At 61.9% G+C, this 16,902-nt stretch carries 25 protein-coding genes; 1 reads left to right on the top strand and 24 read right to left on the bottom strand.

Going from position 1 to position 16,902, the window contains the following annotated elements; genetic code table 11:
- Window positions 1–84: 84 nt before the first annotated feature.
- Window positions 85–2,940: an excinuclease ABC subunit UvrA gene (uvrA, locus tag FG99_RS27665; protein WP_009617186.1), complete on the top strand. Its 2,856-nt coding sequence runs from the start codon at window positions 85–87 to the stop codon at window positions 2,938–2,940.
- Between the two features lie 304 nt (window positions 2,941–3,244).
- Here the strand turns inward: uvrA and katG are convergent, their stop codons facing one another.
- From katG to rplV, 24 genes are all read right to left on the bottom strand, one after another.
- Window positions 3,245–5,389: a catalase/peroxidase HPI gene (gene katG / locus FG99_RS27660; RefSeq protein ID WP_177330927.1), complete on the bottom strand. Its 2,145-nt coding sequence runs from the start codon at window positions 5,387–5,389 to the stop codon at window positions 3,245–3,247.
- Window positions 5,390–5,650: 261 nt separating this feature from the next.
- Complete coding sequence (gene bfr, locus FG99_RS27655; protein ID WP_043273417.1) at window positions 5,651–6,115, bottom strand: bacterioferritin; 465 nt, start codon at window positions 6,113–6,115, stop codon at window positions 5,651–5,653.
- Between the two features lie 202 nt (window positions 6,116–6,317).
- A complete protein-coding gene (gene rplQ / locus FG99_RS27650) occupies window positions 6,318–6,707 on the bottom strand; it encodes a 50S ribosomal protein L17 (protein WP_009617183.1) in 390 nt (129 codons plus the stop codon).
- Between the two features lie 43 nt (window positions 6,708–6,750).
- The gene (gene rpoA, locus FG99_RS27645) at window positions 6,751–7,752 is read right to left on the bottom strand and encodes a DNA-directed RNA polymerase subunit alpha (protein WP_009617182.1); all 1,002 of its coding nucleotides are present in this window, start codon (window positions 7,750–7,752) and stop codon (window positions 6,751–6,753) included.
- Between the two features lie 22 nt (window positions 7,753–7,774).
- Window positions 7,775–8,395 (bottom strand): 30S ribosomal protein S4, encoded by a 621-nt coding sequence (gene rpsD, locus FG99_RS27640; RefSeq protein ID WP_009617181.1) that lies wholly within the window; start codon window positions 8,393–8,395, stop codon window positions 7,775–7,777.
- A gap of 16 nt (window positions 8,396–8,411) precedes the next feature.
- Window positions 8,412–8,801, bottom strand: coding sequence for a 30S ribosomal protein S11 (gene rpsK / locus FG99_RS27635; RefSeq protein ID WP_003093689.1), 390 nt, complete (start codon window positions 8,799–8,801; stop codon window positions 8,412–8,414).
- 18 nt (window positions 8,802–8,819) lie between these two features.
- Window positions 8,820–9,176 carry a 30S ribosomal protein S13 gene (gene rpsM / locus FG99_RS27630; RefSeq protein WP_009617178.1) on the bottom strand — a complete coding sequence of 119 codons (357 nt, stop codon included), beginning with the start codon at window positions 9,174–9,176 and terminating at the stop codon, window positions 8,820–8,822.
- 130 nt (window positions 9,177–9,306) lie between these two features.
- Window positions 9,307–9,423 carry a 50S ribosomal protein L36 gene (gene rpmJ / locus FG99_RS31710; protein ID WP_002555468.1) on the bottom strand — a complete coding sequence of 39 codons (117 nt, stop codon included), beginning with the start codon at window positions 9,421–9,423 and terminating at the stop codon, window positions 9,307–9,309.
- A gap of 29 nt (window positions 9,424–9,452) precedes the next feature.
- On the bottom strand, window positions 9,453–10,787 hold the full coding sequence (gene secY / locus FG99_RS27625; protein ID WP_009617177.1) for a preprotein translocase subunit SecY: 1,335 nt from the start codon (window positions 10,785–10,787) through the stop codon (window positions 9,453–9,455).
- Complete coding sequence (rplO, locus tag FG99_RS27620; RefSeq protein WP_009617175.1) at window positions 10,788–11,222, bottom strand: 50S ribosomal protein L15; 435 nt, start codon at window positions 11,220–11,222, stop codon at window positions 10,788–10,790.
- Between the two features lie 3 nt (window positions 11,223–11,225).
- Window positions 11,226–11,402: a 50S ribosomal protein L30 gene (rpmD, locus tag FG99_RS27615; protein ID WP_009617174.1), complete on the bottom strand. Its 177-nt coding sequence runs from the start codon at window positions 11,400–11,402 to the stop codon at window positions 11,226–11,228.
- Window positions 11,403–11,404: 2 nt separating this feature from the next.
- Window positions 11,405–11,905 carry a 30S ribosomal protein S5 gene (gene rpsE, locus FG99_RS27610; protein ID WP_009617173.1) on the bottom strand — a complete coding sequence of 167 codons (501 nt, stop codon included), beginning with the start codon at window positions 11,903–11,905 and terminating at the stop codon, window positions 11,405–11,407.
- 3 nt (window positions 11,906–11,908) lie between these two features.
- Window positions 11,909–12,259: a 50S ribosomal protein L18 gene (rplR, locus tag FG99_RS27605; RefSeq protein WP_009617172.1), complete on the bottom strand. Its 351-nt coding sequence runs from the start codon at window positions 12,257–12,259 to the stop codon at window positions 11,909–11,911.
- A gap of 10 nt (window positions 12,260–12,269) precedes the next feature.
- Entirely contained in the window at window positions 12,270–12,803 is a 534-nt protein-coding gene (gene rplF, locus FG99_RS27600; RefSeq protein ID WP_009617171.1) for a 50S ribosomal protein L6, read from the bottom strand.
- A gap of 11 nt (window positions 12,804–12,814) precedes the next feature.
- Window positions 12,815–13,207, bottom strand: coding sequence for a 30S ribosomal protein S8 (gene rpsH, locus FG99_RS27595; RefSeq protein WP_009617170.1), 393 nt, complete (start codon window positions 13,205–13,207; stop codon window positions 12,815–12,817).
- 188 nt (window positions 13,208–13,395) lie between these two features.
- Entirely contained in the window at window positions 13,396–13,701 is a 306-nt protein-coding gene (gene rpsN, locus FG99_RS27590) for a 30S ribosomal protein S14 (protein WP_009617169.1), read from the bottom strand.
- A gap of 13 nt (window positions 13,702–13,714) precedes the next feature.
- Window positions 13,715–14,254, bottom strand: a complete 540-nt coding sequence (gene rplE, locus FG99_RS27585; protein WP_009617168.1) for a 50S ribosomal protein L5 — start codon at window positions 14,252–14,254, stop codon at window positions 13,715–13,717.
- Window positions 14,255–14,271: 17 nt separating this feature from the next.
- Entirely contained in the window at window positions 14,272–14,586 is a 315-nt protein-coding gene (gene rplX, locus FG99_RS27580; protein WP_009617167.1) for a 50S ribosomal protein L24, read from the bottom strand.
- Window positions 14,587–14,598: 12 nt separating this feature from the next.
- Window positions 14,599–14,967 carry a 50S ribosomal protein L14 gene (gene rplN, locus FG99_RS27575; protein WP_003093714.1) on the bottom strand — a complete coding sequence of 123 codons (369 nt, stop codon included), beginning with the start codon at window positions 14,965–14,967 and terminating at the stop codon, window positions 14,599–14,601.
- A gap of 16 nt (window positions 14,968–14,983) precedes the next feature.
- Window positions 14,984–15,250 carry a 30S ribosomal protein S17 gene (gene rpsQ / locus FG99_RS27570; RefSeq protein ID WP_009617165.1) on the bottom strand — a complete coding sequence of 89 codons (267 nt, stop codon included), beginning with the start codon at window positions 15,248–15,250 and terminating at the stop codon, window positions 14,984–14,986.
- 2 nt (window positions 15,251–15,252) lie between these two features.
- Window positions 15,253–15,444, bottom strand: a complete 192-nt coding sequence (gene rpmC / locus FG99_RS27565; protein ID WP_009617164.1) for a 50S ribosomal protein L29 — start codon at window positions 15,442–15,444, stop codon at window positions 15,253–15,255.
- Window positions 15,444–15,857, bottom strand: a complete 414-nt coding sequence (rplP, locus tag FG99_RS27560; RefSeq protein WP_009617163.1) for a 50S ribosomal protein L16 — start codon at window positions 15,855–15,857, stop codon at window positions 15,444–15,446. The genes rpmC and rplP overlap by 1 nt, the downstream gene beginning before the upstream one ends.
- A gap of 11 nt (window positions 15,858–15,868) precedes the next feature.
- Window positions 15,869–16,555: a 30S ribosomal protein S3 gene (gene rpsC / locus FG99_RS27555; RefSeq protein ID WP_009617162.1), complete on the bottom strand. Its 687-nt coding sequence runs from the start codon at window positions 16,553–16,555 to the stop codon at window positions 15,869–15,871.
- A gap of 13 nt (window positions 16,556–16,568) precedes the next feature.
- The gene (rplV, locus tag FG99_RS27550; protein WP_003103908.1) at window positions 16,569–16,901 is read right to left on the bottom strand and encodes a 50S ribosomal protein L22; all 333 of its coding nucleotides are present in this window, start codon (window positions 16,899–16,901) and stop codon (window positions 16,569–16,571) included.
- Between the last annotated feature and the right edge of the window lies 1 nt (window position 16,902).

Below are 16,902 nucleotides of genomic sequence, written 5' to 3'. Positions count from 1 at the left end.
CCCGGAGGCACAGACGCGCCACTTTGCCGCGTACTGCCGGGGAAACGTATACTCAACGGTTTTCGCCCGCCATGCGAGGCCGCTGTGGACAAGATCCTCATCCGTGGGGCACGTACCCACAACCTGAAGAACATCGACCTGACCCTGCCGCGCGACAAGCTGATCGTGATCACCGGCCTGTCCGGCTCCGGCAAGTCGTCCCTGGCCTTCGACACGCTCTACGCCGAAGGCCAGCGCCGCTACGTGGAATCCCTGTCGGCCTACGCCCGGCAGTTCCTCTCGATGATGGAAAAACCCGACGTCGACACCATCGAGGGCCTGTCGCCGGCGATTTCCATCGAGCAGAAGTCCACCTCGCACAACCCGCGCTCCACCGTGGGCACCATCACCGAGATCTACGACTACCTGCGCCTGCTCTACGCCCGCGTCGGCATCCCGCGCTGCCCGGACCATGACATCCCGCTGGAGGCGCAGACCGTCAGCCAGATGGTCGACCAGGTGCTCGCTCTGCCCGAAGGCCGCCGGCTGATGCTGCTGGCCCCGGTGATCCGCGAGCGCAAGGGCGAGCACCTGGCGGTGTTCGACGAAATGCGCGCCCAGGGCTTCGTCCGCGCGCGGGTCGACGGCAAGCTCTACGAGCTGGACGAGCTGCCCAAGCTGGACAAGAAGCAGAAGCACTCCATCGACGTGGTGGTGGACCGCTTCAAGGTCCGCGGCGACCTGCAGCAGCGCCTGGCGGAATCCTTCGAGACGGCCATCAACCTGGCCGACGGCATCGCCCTGGTCGCCCCCCTTCCCGACGAAGATGACAAAAAGCAGGGCGAAGAAGGCGAGGAGATGATCTTCTCCGCGCGCTTCGCCTGCCCGGTGTGCGGCCACTCCATCAGCGAGCTGGAACCCAAGCTGTTCTCCTTCAACAACCCCGCCGGCGCTTGCCCCACCTGCGACGGCCTGGGCGTGAAGCAGTTCTTCGACGCGCGCCGGGTGGTCAACGGCGAACTGACCCTGGCCGAGGGCGCCATCCGCGGCTGGGACAGGCGCAACGTCTATTACTTCCAGATGCTCGGCTCGCTGGCCGCGCATTTCGGCTTCAGCCTGGAGGTGCCCTTCCAGGAACTCTCGCCCGAGCACCAGAAGTTCATCCTCGGCGGCTCGGGGCGCGAGAACGTCGAGTTCCGCTACCTCAACGACCGCGGCGACATCGTCAAGCGCGCGCACCCCTTCGAGGGCATCCTGCCGAACCTGGAGCGCCGCTACCGCGAGACCGAGTCCATGACCGTGCGCGAGGAGCTGGCCAAGTTCCTCAGCACCCAGCCCTGCCCGGACTGCCACGGCACCCGCCTGCGCCGCGAGGCGCGCCACGTCTGGGTGGGCGACAAGACGCTGCCGGCGGTCACCGCGATGCCGGTGGGCGAGGCCAGCGAATACGCCGCCGGCCTGACCCTGACCGGCCGCCGCGGCGAGATCGCGGCGAAGATCCTCAAGGAAATCCGCGAGCGCCTGCAGTTCCTGGTCAACGTCGGCCTCGACTACCTGACCCTCGACCGCAGCGCCGACACCCTGTCCGGTGGCGAGGCCCAGCGCATCCGCCTGGCCAGCCAGATCGGCGCCGGCCTGGTGGGGGTGATGTACATCCTCGACGAGCCCTCCATCGGCCTGCACCAGCGCGACAACGAACGCCTGCTGGCCACCCTCACCCACCTGCGCAACCTGGGCAACACGGTGATAGTGGTGGAGCACGACGAGGACGCCATCCGCCTCGCCGACTACGTGGTGGACATCGGCCCCGGCGCCGGCGTGCACGGCGGGCAGATCGTCGCCGAGGGCACGCCCGAGCAGGTCATGAGCCATCCGGACTCGGTGACCGGCAAGTACCTTTCCGGCCGCCAGAAGATCGTGGTGCCGGCGCAGCGCACGCCGCGCAACAAGAAGCAGTTGCTCAAGCTCAAGGGCGCGCGCGGCAACAACCTGCGCAACGTCAACCTGGAGCTCCCGGTCGGCCTGTTCACCTGCGTCACCGGCGTGTCCGGCTCGGGCAAGTCGACGCTGATCAACAACACCCTGTTCCCGATCACCGCCACCGCGCTGAACGGCGCCACCAGCCTGGAAGTCGCGCCCTACGATTCCTTCGACGGCCTGCAGCACCTGGACAAGGTGGTGGACATCGATCAGAGCCCGATCGGCCGCACGCCGCGCTCCAACCCGGCGACCTACACCGGCCTGTTCACCCCGATCCGCGAACTGTTCGCCGGCGTACCGGAAGCCCGCTCCCGCGGCTACGGCCCGGGGCGCTTCTCGTTCAACGTCAAGGGCGGCCGCTGCGAGGCCTGCCAGGGCGACGGCGTGATCAAGGTGGAGATGCACTTCCTGCCGGATATCTACGTGCCCTGCGACGTCTGCAAGGGCAAGCGCTACAACCGCGAAACGCTGGAGATCCGCTACAAGGGCAAGAGCATCACCGAGGTGCTGGACATGACCATCGAGGACGCCCGCGCGTTCTTCGACGCCGTGCCGGCCATCGCCCGCAAGCTGCAGACGCTGATCGACGTGGGCCTGTCGTACATCAAGCTGGGGCAGAGCGCGACCACCCTGTCCGGCGGCGAGGCGCAGCGGGTGAAGCTGTCCCGCGAGCTGTCCAAGCGCGACACCGGCAAGACCCTGTACATCCTCGACGAACCGACCACCGGCCTGCACTTCGCGGACATCCAGCAACTGCTCGACGTGCTGCACCGCCTGCGCGACCACGGCAACACGGTGGTGGTGATCGAGCACAACCTGGACGTGATCAAGACCGCCGACTGGCTGGTCGACCTCGGCCCCGAGGGCGGCTCCAAGGGCGGCCAGATCATCGCCAGCGGCACGCCGGAGCAGGTGGCGGAGATGGAGGCCTCGCACACCGGGCGCTTCCTCAAGCCGCTGCTGGAGCGCGATCGGGCCTGACCGCTGAAAGGGGCTGTCCGTGCCCCCGGGGCGTCCGGGGGCCGGTGAGTCCAACGTGGCAATGTCATAGCCTGGGCGGCGTAGGAGCGAGCGTAGCTTTTCGTAGGATGGCGTTGAGCGAAGCGATACCCATCACCGATGGCCGCATGGGTTTCGCAAGCTCAACCCATCCTACGAAAAGCACCTCGAAGCAGCCGGCAACCCACATGAAAATGCCGCTTCCCCGTAAAAGGGAAACGGCATTTTCTTTCAAGTAGCCACTGCTACCGCCAAAGCGGCGCCTTTTCTTCCCAGCCCAAGAACATCAGGCCAGATCGAAGCGGTCCAGGTTCATCACCTTGGTCCAGGCGGCGACGAAGTCCTTCACGAACTTCTCCTTGGCATCGCTGCTGGCGTAGACCTCGGCCAGCGCCCGCAGCACCGAGTGCGAACCGAAGATCAGGTCGGCACGGGTAGCGGTCCACTTCAGCTCGCCGCCCTTGCGGGCCCGGCCCTCGAAGACCTCCGCGGAGCCGTCCACCGGCGCCCAGACGGTGCCCATGTCCAGCAGGTTGACGAAGAAGTCGTTGCTGAGCACGCCGGGCCGGTCGGTGAACACGCCATGGGCGCTGCCGTCGTAGTTGGCCCCCAGCATGCGCAGGCCGCCGACGAGCACGGTCATTTCCGGAGCGGTCAGGGTCAGCAGCTGGGCCTTGTCGACCAGCAGTGCCTCGGTGGACGCGCCGGGATTGGCGCTCTTGTAGTTGCGGAAGCCATCGGCGATGGGTTCGAGCACCTCGAAGGACTCGACGTCGGTCTGGTCCTGGCGGGCATCCGCGCGGCCCGGAGCGAAGGGCACCTCGATGTTCACGCCGGCAGCCTTGGCGGCCTGCTCGACGCCCACGTTGCCGGCCAGCACGATCACGTCGGCCAGCGAGGCCTTGCCGGAGAACCGCTGGATCTCGTCGAGCTTGGCCAATACCTTGGCGAGCTGCTTCGGGTTGTTGACCTCCCAGTCCTTCTGCGGCGCCAGGCGAATGCGCGCGCCATTGGCGCCGCCGCGCTTGTCGCCACCGCGGAAGGTGGAGGCCGAGGCCCAGGCGGTGGACACCAGCTCGGCGATCGACAGGCCGGACTCGGCGATCTTCGCCTTCAGGTCGGCGATGTCCGCGGCGCTCGGGTTGTGCGTGGCCGGCGGCAGCGGGTCCTGCCAGATCAGGTCTTCCTTCGGCACTTCCGGGCCGAGGTAGCGGGCCTTCGGCCCCATGTCGCGGTGGGTCAGCTTGAACCAGGCGCGGGCGAACGCATCGGCGAAGGCCTGCGGGTCATCGAGGAAGCGCTTGGAGATTTTCCCGAATTCCGGATCGAAGCGCAGCGTCAGGTCGGTGGTGAGCATGGTGGGCTTGCGCTTCTTCGACGGATCGAAGGGATCGGGGATGATCTCCGGCGAATCCTTGGCGACCCACTGGATGGCCCCGGCGGGCGAGCGGGTCTGTTCCCATTCGTACTTGAACAGGTTCTCGAAGAAGAAGTTGCTCCACTGGGTGGGCGTTTGCGTCCATACCACCTCGATGCCGGAGGTGATGGCGTCGGCGCCGACGCCGGAGCCATAGCTGCTGGCCCAGCCCAGGCCCTGCTGCTCGAGGGGAGCGTCTTCCGGGGGAGCGCCGACGTGGTCCGCCGAGCCGGCACCGTGGGTCTTGCCGAGGGTGTGGCCACCGGCGATCAGGGCGACGATCTCTTCGTCGTTCATCGCCATATTGCCGAAGGTCGCACGGATGGCGGGCGCGGCCGACAACGGGTCACCGCTGGCATTGGGGCCTTCGGGGTTCACATAGATCAGGCCCATCTCGGTGGCCGCCAGGGGGTTCTTGGCCAGGGCCTCGGGGTCGCGGTGGACAAGCCAGGTCTTCTCGTCGCCCCAGTTGACGTCGTTGTCCGGCTCCCATACGTCTTCGCGGCCGGCGCCGAAGCCGAAGGTACGGAACCCCATGCTTTCCAGGGCCACGTTGCCGGCGAGCACCATCAGGTCGCCCCAGGAAATCTTCTGGCCATATTTCTGCTTGATCGGCCACAGCAGGCGCCGCGCCTTGTCCAGGCTGACGTTGTCCGGCCAGGAGTTCAGCGGGGCGAAGCGCTGTTGGGCACGGCCCACGCCGCCGCGGCCGTCGGCGATACGGTAGGTACCGGCGGCGTGCCAGGCCATGCGGATCATCAGGCCACCGTAGTGGCCCCAGTCGGCCGGCCACCATTCCTGGGAGTCGGTCATCAGGTGCTTCAGGTCGGCCTTCAGGGCCGAGTAGTCGAGTTTCTTGAACTCGTCGCGGTAGTTGAACTTCTCACCCAACGGGTTGGATCTTTCCGAATGCTGGTTCAGTAGGTCCAACTTCAGTTGGTTCGGCCACCAGTCCTCGTTGGTAGTACCGCCACCAGCAACATAATGGAACGGGCATTTCGATTCATTCGACATTGCTTTCTCCTTTGTCCTCATCGGGTCGGTCTGGTCGACAGCTGCCGACGGTGGATTAAGACTAGTACCGCTCCGCTGGGGGGACCAATTTATGAAAAGCAACGGCACGATAGTTTTTGCCTCTTACCAGAACCGTGCGCGATAGCCTCCCGAACAACGGAAATACAGCACCGGAATCCTCCCCCTGGCAGCGCCTGGTGGAAACAAAAAAGCCCCTGCGACCGATAGGCGCGAGGGGCTTCTTTCATTGCAGACGAAACCTCATATCTGCGACTGCAGGTAGTTCTCCAGGCCCATCTTGGCAATCAGCCCGAGTTGCTGCTCCAGCCAGTAGGCGTGGTCTTCCTCGGTGTCGGCCAACTGGGCCTTGAGCATGTCGCGGCTGACGAAGTCCTTGTGCTGCTCGCACAGCGCGATGCCCTTGGCCAGGGCAGCACGCACCTGGCGCTCCAGCTTGAGGTCGGCTTCGAGCATTTCCGGCACGGTACGGCCCGGGTGGATATCGTCGGGACGCATGCGCGGCGTGCCCTCCAGCAACAGGATGCGGCGGATCAGGGCGTCGGCGTGCTGGGTTTCCTCTTCCATCTCGTGGTTGAGGCGCTCGTAGAGCTTGGCGAAGCCCCAGTCCTCGTACATGCGCGAGTGGATGAAGTACTGGTCGCGCGCGGCCAGCTCGCCGGTCAGCAGGGTATTGAGGTAGTCGATTACTTCAGCATGGCCTTGCATCAGTCAGCTCCATGAGTCCGGTGAATAATTGAAGAGAATTTGGTCCTCGACGACCATGACCCGCATCAATTCGAGGATAGTCCCGCCGGCGCGAGAGTGCCTTGCAAGACGCGCGGATCCTGGGCCGAAGGGAACGAGATACATTTCCAGCGGGCAATAAAAAACCGGGCCTGAGCCCGGTTTTTCATGAGTGGCGTTCGCCTTACTCAGCAGCTTCGACCGCTTCGCCGCCGACAGCACGATCAACCAGCTCGACGTACGCCATGGGGGCGTTGTCGCCAGCGCGGAAACCGCACTTGAGGATGCGCAGGTAGCCGCCCGGACGGTTGGCGTAGCGCTTGCCCAGCTCGTTGAACAGCTTGCCTACGGCAGCCTTCGAACGGGTACGGTCGAAAGCCAGACGACGGTTGGCGACGCTGTCTTCCTTGGCCAGGGTGATCAGCGGCTCGGCAACGCGGCGCAGTTCCTTGGCTTTCGGCAGGGTGGTTTTGATCAGTTCGTGTTCGAACAGCGACACAGCCATGTTCTGGAACATAGCCTTGCGGTGCGCGCTGGTGCGGCTCAGGTGACGACCACTTTTACGATGGCGCATGGTTCAATTCCTTTCCAAACTTTACGTTCGGTAGCTACGACGATCAGGCAGTAGCCTTGTCGTCTTTCTTAAGACTTGCCGGCGGCCAGTTGTCGAGGCGCATACCGAGGGACAGACCGCGAGAGGCCAGAACGTCCTTGATTTCGGTCAGGGACTTCTTGCCCAGGTTCGGAGTTTTCAGCAGCTCTACTTCGGTGCGCTGGATCAGGTCACCGATGTAGTAGATGTTCTCCGCCTTCAGGCAGTTGGCCGAACGAACGGTCAGCTCCAGGTCATCGACCGGACGCAGCAGGATCGGATCGATCTCGTCTTCCTGCTCTTCAACGACGGGTTCGCTGTCGCCCTTGAGGTCCACGAACGCTGCCAGCTGCTGTTGCAGGATGGTAGCGGCGCGACGGATAGCCTCTTCGGGGTCCAGGGTGCCGTTGGTTTCCAGATCGAGGACCAGCTTGTCCAGGTTGGTACGCTGTTCGACACGGGCGTTCTCGACCACGTAGGCAACACGACGCACGGGGCTGAACGAGGCGTCGAGCTGCAGACGGCCGATGCTGCGGCTTTCGTCTTCATCGCTCGAGCGGGCATCAGCCGGCTCGTAGCCACGGCCACGAGCGACTTTCAGCTTCATGTTCAGCGCGCCGTTATCGGCCAGGTGGGCGATAACATGGTCACCGTTGACGATCTCGACATCATGATCCAGCTGAATATCGGCAGCGGTCACCACACCCGAGCCCTTTTTCGCCAGGGTCAGCGTCACTTCGTCACGGCCGTGCAGCTTGATGGCCAGACCTTTCAGGTTGAGCAGGATTTCGATGACGTCTTCCTGAACACCTTCGATCGCCGAGTACTCGTGGAGTACGCCGTCGATCTCGGCCTCGACCACTGCACAGCCAGGCATGGAGGACAACAGGATGCGACGCAGCGCGTTGCCCAGGGTATGGCCGAAGCCACGCTCGAGAGGCTCGAGCGTGATCTTGGCGCGGGTTTGGCTGACCACCTGCACATCGATGTGGCGGGGGGTCAGGAACTCATTTACCGAACTCTGCATGGATGCACCTATTTTCTAGCCCTTACTTGGAGTAGAGCTCGACAATCAGGTTTTCGTTGATGTCGGCGGACAGGTCGGCACGAGCCGGAACGCTCTTGAAGGTACCGGCCTTCTTGTCGGTGTCCACTTCGACCCACTCAACGCGACCGCGCTGGGCGCACAGTTCGAGGGCTTGAGCGATACGCAGCTGGTTCTTCGATTTCTCGCGAACAGCAACGACGTCGCCGGCCTTCACCTGATAGGACGGGATGTTGACGGTCTGACCGTTCACGCTGATGGTCTTGTGGGACACCAGCTGACGGGATTCCGAACGGGTGGAACCGAAGCCCATACGATAGACGACGTTGTCCAGACGGCATTCCAGCAGTTGCAGCAGGTTCTCACCAGTGGAGCCCTTGCGGCGGGAAGCCTCTTGGTAGTAGCCACGGAACTGACGCTCCAGCACGCCGTAGATGCGGCGGACTTTCTGCTTCTCACGCAGCTGCAGACCGTAGTCGGACAGACGGCCACGGCGAGCGCCGTGCTGGCCAGGAACCTGTTCGGCCTTGCACTTGGAGTCGAGCGCGCGAGCGCCGCTCTTCAGGAACAGGTCGGTGCCTTCACGGCGAGACAGTTTGCATTTGGGACCAATGTAACGAGCCATTTCTCACTGTCTCCTATTACACGCGACGCTTTTTCGGCGGGCGGCAGCCGTTGTGCGGGATCGGGGTTACGTCGGTGATGCTGGCGATCTTGTAACCGCAGGCATTCAGCGCACGAACAGCCGATTCGCGACCCGGGCCCGGGCCTTTGACGTTGACGTCAAGGTTCTTCAGACCGTATTCCAGAGCAGCCTGGCCGGCACGCTCGGCCGCTACCTGGGCAGCGAACGGGGTGCTCTTACGCGAGCCGCGGAAGCCCGAACCACCGGAAGTGGCCCAGGACAGGGCGTTGCCCTGACGGTCGGTGATGGTAACGATGGTGTTGTTGAAGGACGCGTGGATATGCGCGATCCCGTCAACCACCGTCTTTTTGACTTTCTTGCGAGGACGAGCAGCAGGTTTTGCCATGACTATATTCCTAAGCGATTACTTGCGGATCGGCTTACGCGGGCCCTTGCGGGTGCGCGCGTTGGTCTTGGTACGCTGACCGCGAACCGGCAGACCGCGACGATGACGCAGACCGCGGTAGCAACCGAGGTCCATCAGACGCTTGATGTTCATGTTGATTTCGCGGCGCAGGTCACCTTCGGTGGTCAGCTTGGCCACCTCGTTGCGCAGCGAATCGATCTGCTCTTCGCTCAGGTCCTTGATCTTCACTACCGGGCTGATGCCCGTGGCAGCGCAGATGCTCTGTGCGGTGGTGCGACCTACACCATAGATGTAGGTCAGCGAGATAACAGTGTGCTTGTTATCCGGAATGTTTACGCCTGCAATACGGGCCATTCAGAAAAACTCCAATTGACAGCTACCCGGCGCCCAGGAAGCCAAGAAAGGGCGCGGATATTAGCGCTGTAATAACAAATAATCAACCCGGCAGCGCACTAGCTGCCGGGCTATAACGCGTGGATCACACTCAGCCTTGGCGCTGCTTGTGACGCGGCTCCGCGCTGCAGATCACGCGAACGACGCCTTCGCGACGGATGATCTTGCAGTTGCGGCACAGCTTCTTAACCGATGCACGAACTTTCATCAGTGACTCCTACTAACCTTACGGGCCGGTCAGCGCAGCATGCTGCTGCCGCCATAACCCTTCAGGTTGGCTTTCTTCATGAGGGATTCGTACTGGTGAGAAACGAGGTGCGATTGTACTTGGGCCATAAAGTCCATCACAACCACGACCACGATCAGCAACGAGGTCCCGCCGAGGTAGAACGGAACGTGGGCAGCCACCACCAGGAACTGGGGCAACAGGCACACCGCCGTCATGTACAGGGCACCGAACATGGTCAAACGGGTCAGCACGCCATCGATGTAGCGAGCGGACTGTTCGCCCGGACGAATACCCGGAATAAATGCACCGGACTTCTTGAGGTTTTCCGCCACGTCCTTGGGATTGAACATCAGCGCTGTGTAGAAGAAGCAGAAGAAGATGATCCCTGCACTAAACAGCAGAATGTTCAGCGGCTGCCCCGGAGCGATCGCTTGCGCGACGTCCTGCAGCCAACCCAGGCCCTCCGACTGACCGAACCAGGCGCCCAGGGACGCCGGGAACAGCAGGATGCTGCTGGCGAAGATGGCCGGGATCACGCCCGCCATGTTCACTTTCAGCGGCAGATGGCTGGTCTGCGCGGCAAACACCTTGCGACCTTGCTGGCGCTTGGCGTAATGCACGGCGATGCGGCGCTGACCGCGCTCGATGAACACCACGAACGCGATGATCGCGACGGCCAGCAGGCCTACGGCGATCAGGGCGAAGATGTTGATGTCACCTTGACGGGCGGACTCGAAGGACTGCCCGATGGCGCGCGGCAGGCCGGCGACGATCCCGGAGAAGATCAGCATGGAGATACCATTGCCGACGCCCCGCTCGGTGATCTGCTCGCCCAGCCACATCATGAACAGCGCACCCGCCACGAAGGTGGTGACTGCCACGAAGTAGAAGCCGAAGTCATTGGAGAAGGCCACGCCCTGGCTGCCCAGGCCAACGGCCATGCCGATGGCCTGGACGAGCGCCAGGACGAGCGTTGCGTAGCGGGTGTACTGGCTGATCTTGCGACGCCCAGACTCACCCTCTTTCTTCAACTGCTCCAGCTGCGGGCTGATAGCGGTCATGAGCTGCATGATGATCGACGCCGAGATGTACGGCATGATCCCCAGTGCAAAGATACTCATGCGCTCCAGCGCGCCGCCGGAAAACATGTTGAAGAGGCTAAGAATGGTCCCCTCGTTCTGCCGGAACAGTGCCGCCAAGCGATCGGGGTTGATGCCCGGAACCGGGATGTGCGCACCTATCCGATAGACGATGATCGCCAGGAACAGGAAACGCAGACGTGCCCAGAGCTCGGACAGACCGCCACCGTTGCTCAGCGCAGAGAGAGCACCTTGCTTAGCCATTTAGTCCTCGATTTTGCCGCCAGCTGCTTCGATAGCCGCACGAGCGCCCTTGGTGGCGCCGATGCCTTTCAGGGTGACCGCGCGGGCAACTTCACCGGACAGCACGACTTTGACGCGCTGTACGTTGCGGTTGATCACGTTGGCATCCTTCAGGGCCTGCACGGTGACGACTTCGCCTTCGACCTTGGCCAGCTCGGAGGTACGAACCTCGGCGCGATCCAGGGCTTTCAGGGACTTGAAGCCGAACTTCGGCAGACGACGGTGCAGCGGCTGCTGGCCACCCTCGAAGCCCGGGGCGATGGTGCCGCCGGAGCGCGAGGTCTGACCTTTGTGACCACGGCCACCGGTCTTGCCCAGACCGCTACCGATGCCACGGCCCGGACGCAGCTTCTCGCGACGGGCACCCGGCGCGGAACGCAGATCGTTCAGTTGCATGGATTAACCCTCCACACGCAGCAGGTAGTAGGCCTTGTTGATCATGCCGCGGTTCTCAGGAGTGTCCTGAACTTCGACGGTATGATTGATGCGACGCAGGCCCAGGCCTTTGACGCAGGCCTTGTGATTGGCCAGACGGCCGTTCAGGCTTTTGATCAGGGTAACTTTGACAGTTGCCATGGTTAGAGAATCTCCTCGACGCTCTTGCCACGCTTGGCCGCTACCGACTCAGGGGACTGCATGTTCTTCAGGCCCTTGAAGGTGGCGTATACCACGTTGACCGGGTTGGTCGAACCGTAGCACTTGGCCAGAACGTTCTGCACACCGGCCACTTCCAGGACGGCACGCATGGCGCCGCCGGCGATGATGCCGGTACCTTCGGAAGCCGGCTGCATGTACACCTTGGAGGCGCCATGGGCGGACTTGGTCGGGTACTGCAGGGTGGTGCCGTTCAGATCCACCTGGATCATGTTGCGGCGAGCAGCTTCCATGGCCTTCTGGATGGCGGCCGGCACTTCACGCGCCTTGCCACGACCGAAGCCAACACGGCCCTTGCCATCGCCAACCACGGTCAGCGCGGTGAAGGCGAAGATACGGCCACCTTTTACGGTTTTGGCGACGCGGTTAACTTGAACCAGCTTCTCGATGTAGCCTTCGTCGCGCTTTTGATCGTTGTTTGCCATAACTTAGAACTCCAGACCGCCTTCGCGAGCGGCATCAGCCAGGGCCTTGATGCGGCCGTGGTACTTGAAGCCAGAACGGTCGAACGCCACCTGAGTGACGCCGGCAGCCTTGGCGCGTTCGGCGACCAGTTGACCAACTTTCTTGGCTGCGTCGACGTTGCCGGTGGCACCTTCGCGCAGTTCCTTGTCCAGGGTCGAGGCGCTGGCCAGGACCTTGCCGCCGTCGGCCGCGATGACCTGGGCGTAAATGTGCTGGGAGGAGCGGTACACGCAAAGGCGTACGGCTTCCAGCTCGCGCATCTTCAGGCGTGCCTTGCGAGCGCGACGCAGACGGGTTTCTTTCTTGACGCTCATTTGCTATGCCCTACTTCTTCTTGGCTTCTTTACGAAGTACGACTTCGTCCGAATACCGCACGCCCTTGCCTTTGTACGGCTCCGGCGGACGGAAATCGCGGATCTCCGCGGCAACCTGGCCGACCAGCTGCTTGTCGATGCCCTTGATCAGGATATCGGTCTGGCTGGGGGTTTCGGCGACGATGCCGGCGGGCAGTTCGTAATCGACCGGGTGGGAGAAGCCGAGGGCCAGGGACAGCACTTGGCCTTTGGCCTGCGCCTTGTAACCAACGCCGACCAGCTGGAGCTTGCGCTCGAAGCCCTGGCTGACGCCGATCACCATGTTGTTGACCAGGGCGCGGGTGGTACCGGCCATGGCACGGGTCTGCTGGTCGCCGTTACGGGCGGCGAAACGCAGCTCACCGTTGTCCTGGATGACTTCTACGGACGGGTGGACTTTCAGCTCGAGGGAGCCTTTGGAGCCCTTGACCGAGAGTTCCTGACCAGCCAGCTTGATTTCGACGCCGGCGGGCAGCTTGACGGGGTTCTTAGCAACGCGAGACATGCTGATTCCCCTTAGAACACAGTGCAGAGCACTTCGCCACCAACGCCAGCGGCACGGGCTGCGCGGTCGGTCATCACACCTTTGTTGGTGGAGACGATCGACACACCCAGACCACCGCGAACTTTCGGCAGCTGATCTACGGACTTGTACTGGCGCAGGCCAGGACGGCTGATTCGCTTCACTTCTTCGATGACGGGCTTGCCTTCGAAGTACTTCAGCTCGATGGACAGCTGAGGCTTGGCCTCGGCGCTGACCTGATAGTCCGCAATGTAACCTTCGTCCTTGAGGACTTTGGCTACTGCCGCCTTCAGCTTGGAAGACGGCATGCTCACGACGGTCTTCTCAGCCATCTGGGCATTACGGATGCGAGTTAGCATGTCTGCTAACGGGTCCTGCATACTCATGGGCTTAATGCTCCTGATACAAAAGATAAGCCTTCAACGATACTCACCCTCAAAACGCAGGGTGAGAAAAACCCAGGCTCAGGGGAGCCGGGTATTCTAGAGACCGCTCAAAAACGAATCAAGCCCCACGAGGGGGCTTGCTTCGCAAAGCGATCAACGGAGCCGTTGCCGGCCCCGTCTCGACCGACTTACCAGCTGGCTTTCACCAGGCCCGGTACGTCGCCGCGCATGGCGGCTTCACGCAGCTTGTTACGGCTCAGGCCGAACTTGCGGTAGAAGCCGTGCGGACGACCGGTCAGGCGGCAACGGTTACGCAGGCGGCTGGCGCTCGCGTCACGCGGTTGCTTCTGCAGGGCGACCTGCGCATTCCAACGCTCTTCCTGGGAGGAGTTCGGATTAGCGATGATCGCTTTCAGCTCGGCACGCTTCTGGGCGTACTTGGCTACCGTGCGCTGACGCTTCAGCTCACGGTTTTTCATGCTCTCTTTGGCCATGTTCCTACTCCAATCAGTTGCGGAACGGGAAGTTGAAGGCGCGCAGCAGAGCGCGACCTTCATCGTCCGTACGGGCGGTGGTGGTCAGAGTGATGTCCATGCCGCGCAGAGCATCGATCTTGTCGTAATCGATTTCCGGGAAGATGATCTGCTCTTTCACGCCCATGCTGTAGTTGCCGCGGCCATCGAAGGACTTGGCATTCAGGCCGCGGAAGTCACGCACGCGCGGCAGGGAGATGGAGAGCAGGCGGTCCAGGAATTCGTACATGCGGTCGCCACGCAGGGTGACCTTCACGCCGATCGGCCAGCCTTCACGGATCTTGAAGCCGGCGATGGACTTACGAGCGTAAGTCACGACCGGCTTCTGGCCTGCGATCTTTTCCAGATCGGCCACGGCGCTCTCGATGACTTTCTTGTCACCGACAGCTTCGCCAAGACCCATGTTCAGGGTGATTTTGGTAACGCGCGGAACTTCCATCACGTTCGCCAGCTGAAGCTCTTGCTTCAGCTTGGGCGCGATTTCCTTCCGGTACAGTTCTTTCAATCGTGCCATGGTATCTACCTACTCCCTCAAGCCTGGACCGGTTTCTGGGTCGACTTGAAGACACGAACCTTCTTACCGTCTTCTACCTTGAAGCCAACGCGGTCAGCCTTGCTGGTTTCCGGGTTGAAGATGGCGACGTTGGAGACGTGCAGAGGCGCCTCCTTCTCGACGATCCCGCCTTGCTGGTTGAGCATGGGGTTGGGCTTGGTGTGGCGCTTGATCAGGTTCACACCGCCGACGACCAGACGGTCGTCAGCGAGAACTTTCAGCACCTTGCCACGCTTGCCCTTGTCCTTGCCGGCAATGACGATGACTTCGTCGTCACGACGAATTTTTTGCATGACGGCTACTCCTTACAGCACTTCAGGGGCGAGCGAGACGATCTTCATGAACTTCTCGGTACGAAGTTCACGAGTCACGGGCCCGAAGATACGGGTGCCGATCGGCTCCTGCTTGTTGTTCAGCAGGACGGCGGCGTTACCGTCGAAGCGGATGATGGAGCCGTCGGTGCGACGAACGCCGTGCTTGGTACGAACGACCACGGCAGTCATGACCTGGCCTTTCTTCACCTTGCCGCGCGGAATCGCTTCCTTGACGGTGACTTTGATGATGTCGCCAATGCCGGCGTAGCGACGGTGGGAACCGCCGAGCACCTTGATGCACATTACGCGACGCGCGCCGCTGTTATCAGCGACATCGAGCATGGATTGAGTCTGAATCATTATCTATCTCCGACCCTTAGACTTCCACTGCGCGCTCGACGATATCAACCAGGGTCCAGGCCTTGGTCTTGGCCAGCGGACGGGTTTCGCGAATGGTGACCAGGTCACCAATGCGGCACTGATTGGTTTCGTCGTGGGCGTGCAGCTTGGTCGAACGCTTCACGTATTTGCCGTAGATCGGGTGCTTGACGCGACGCTCGATCAGAACGGTGACGGTCTTGTCCATCTTGTCGCTGACGACGCGGCCGGTCAGCGTACGGACGGTTTTCTGAGCTTCAGCCATGTTCACTTACCTGCTTGCTGATTGAGCACAGTTTTGACGCGAGCGATGTCGCGCTTCACCTGCGAGAGCAGGTGGGACTGCGCCAACTGGCCAGTTGCTTTCTGCATACGCAGATTGAACTGGTCGCGCAGCAGGCCGAGCAGTTGCTCGTTCAGCTGCTCCACGGATTTCTCACGAAGTTCATTCGCTTTCATCACATCACCGTCCGCTTAACAAAGGAGGTGGCGAGCGGCAGCTTTGCAGCAGCCAGGGCGAATGCCTCACGCGCCAGCTCTTCGGATACACCCTCGATCTCGTACAGGACCTTGCCCGGTTGAATCTGGGCTACCCAGTACTCGACGCCGCCCTTACCTTTACCCATACGAACTTCGAGGGGCTTCTTGGTAACCGGCTTGTCGGGGAATACGCGGATCCAGATCTTGCCGCCACGTTTTACGTGACGGGTCAGCGCACGACGTGCGGACTCGATCTGACGCGCGGTGAGACGGCCACGGCTGGTCGCCTTGAGGGCGAACTCGCCGAAGCTGACTTTGCTACCGCGATGAGCCAGGCCACGGTTGTGACCGGTCATTTGCTTGCGGAACTTCGTACGCTTAGGTTGCAGCATTTGCGTACTCCTTACTTAGCAGCTTTTTTACGAGGAGCGGGCGCTACCGGCTTGAGCTCTTCCTGGCGGCCACCGATGACCTCGCCTTTGAAGATCCAAACCTTGACACCGATCACACCGTAGGTGGTGTGCGCTTCGTAGGTGGCATAGTCGATATCGGCACGCAGGGTGTGCAGGGGCACACGACCTTCGCGATACCATTCGGTACGAGCAATTTCAGCGCCGCCCAAACGACCGCTCACCTGGATCTTGATGCCCTTGGCACCAATACGCATGGCGTTCTGCACGGCGCGCTTCATGGCGCGACGGAACATGACGCGGCGTTCCAGCTGCTGAGCTACGCTCTGCGCAACCAGCATGCTATCGAGTTCCGGCTTGCGGATTTCCTCGATGTTGATGTGCACGGGCACACCCATTTGCTTGGTCAGGTCCTGACGCAGCTTCTCAACATCTTCACCTTTCTTGCCGATCACGATACCGGGACGGGCGGTGTGGATGGTGATACGTGCGGTTTGAGCCGGGCGATGGATATCGATACGGCTTACGGACGCGCTTTTTAGTTTGTCTTGGAGGTACTCACGGACCTTCAGGTCGGCGAACAGATAATCGGCGTAAGTGCGCTTATCTGCGTACCAAACGGAGGTGTGCTCCTTGACGATACCCAGGCGGATGCCATTGGGATGTACTTTCTGACCCATCTGATCGACTCCGTTACTTGTCCGCAACCTTGACAGTGATATGGCAAGACCGCTTGACGATGCGATCAGCACGGCCTTTGGCGCGCGGCATGATGCGCTTGAGCGAACGACCTTCGTTGACGAAGACGGTGGAGACCTTCAGGTCGTCCACATCGGCGCCTTCGTTGTGCTCAGCGTTGGCAACAGCCGACTCCAGCACTTTCTTCATGATCTCGGCGGCTTTCTTACTGCTGAAAGCCAGGAGGTTGAGCGCTTCGCCCACCTTCTTCCCGCGGATCTGGTCGGCGACCAAGCGGGCTTTCTGGGCGGAGATACGAGCGCCCGACAGCTTAGCGGCTACTTCCATC

Origin of the sequence: Pseudomonas sp. AAC, assembly GCF_000725445.1 — a bacterium.
Classification (GTDB): domain Bacteria; phylum Pseudomonadota; class Gammaproteobacteria; order Pseudomonadales; family Pseudomonadaceae; genus Pseudomonas; species Pseudomonas citronellolis.
The sequence above is the reverse complement of the archived record's forward strand: the minus strand, read 5'-3'. Positions and strand labels throughout refer to the sequence as shown.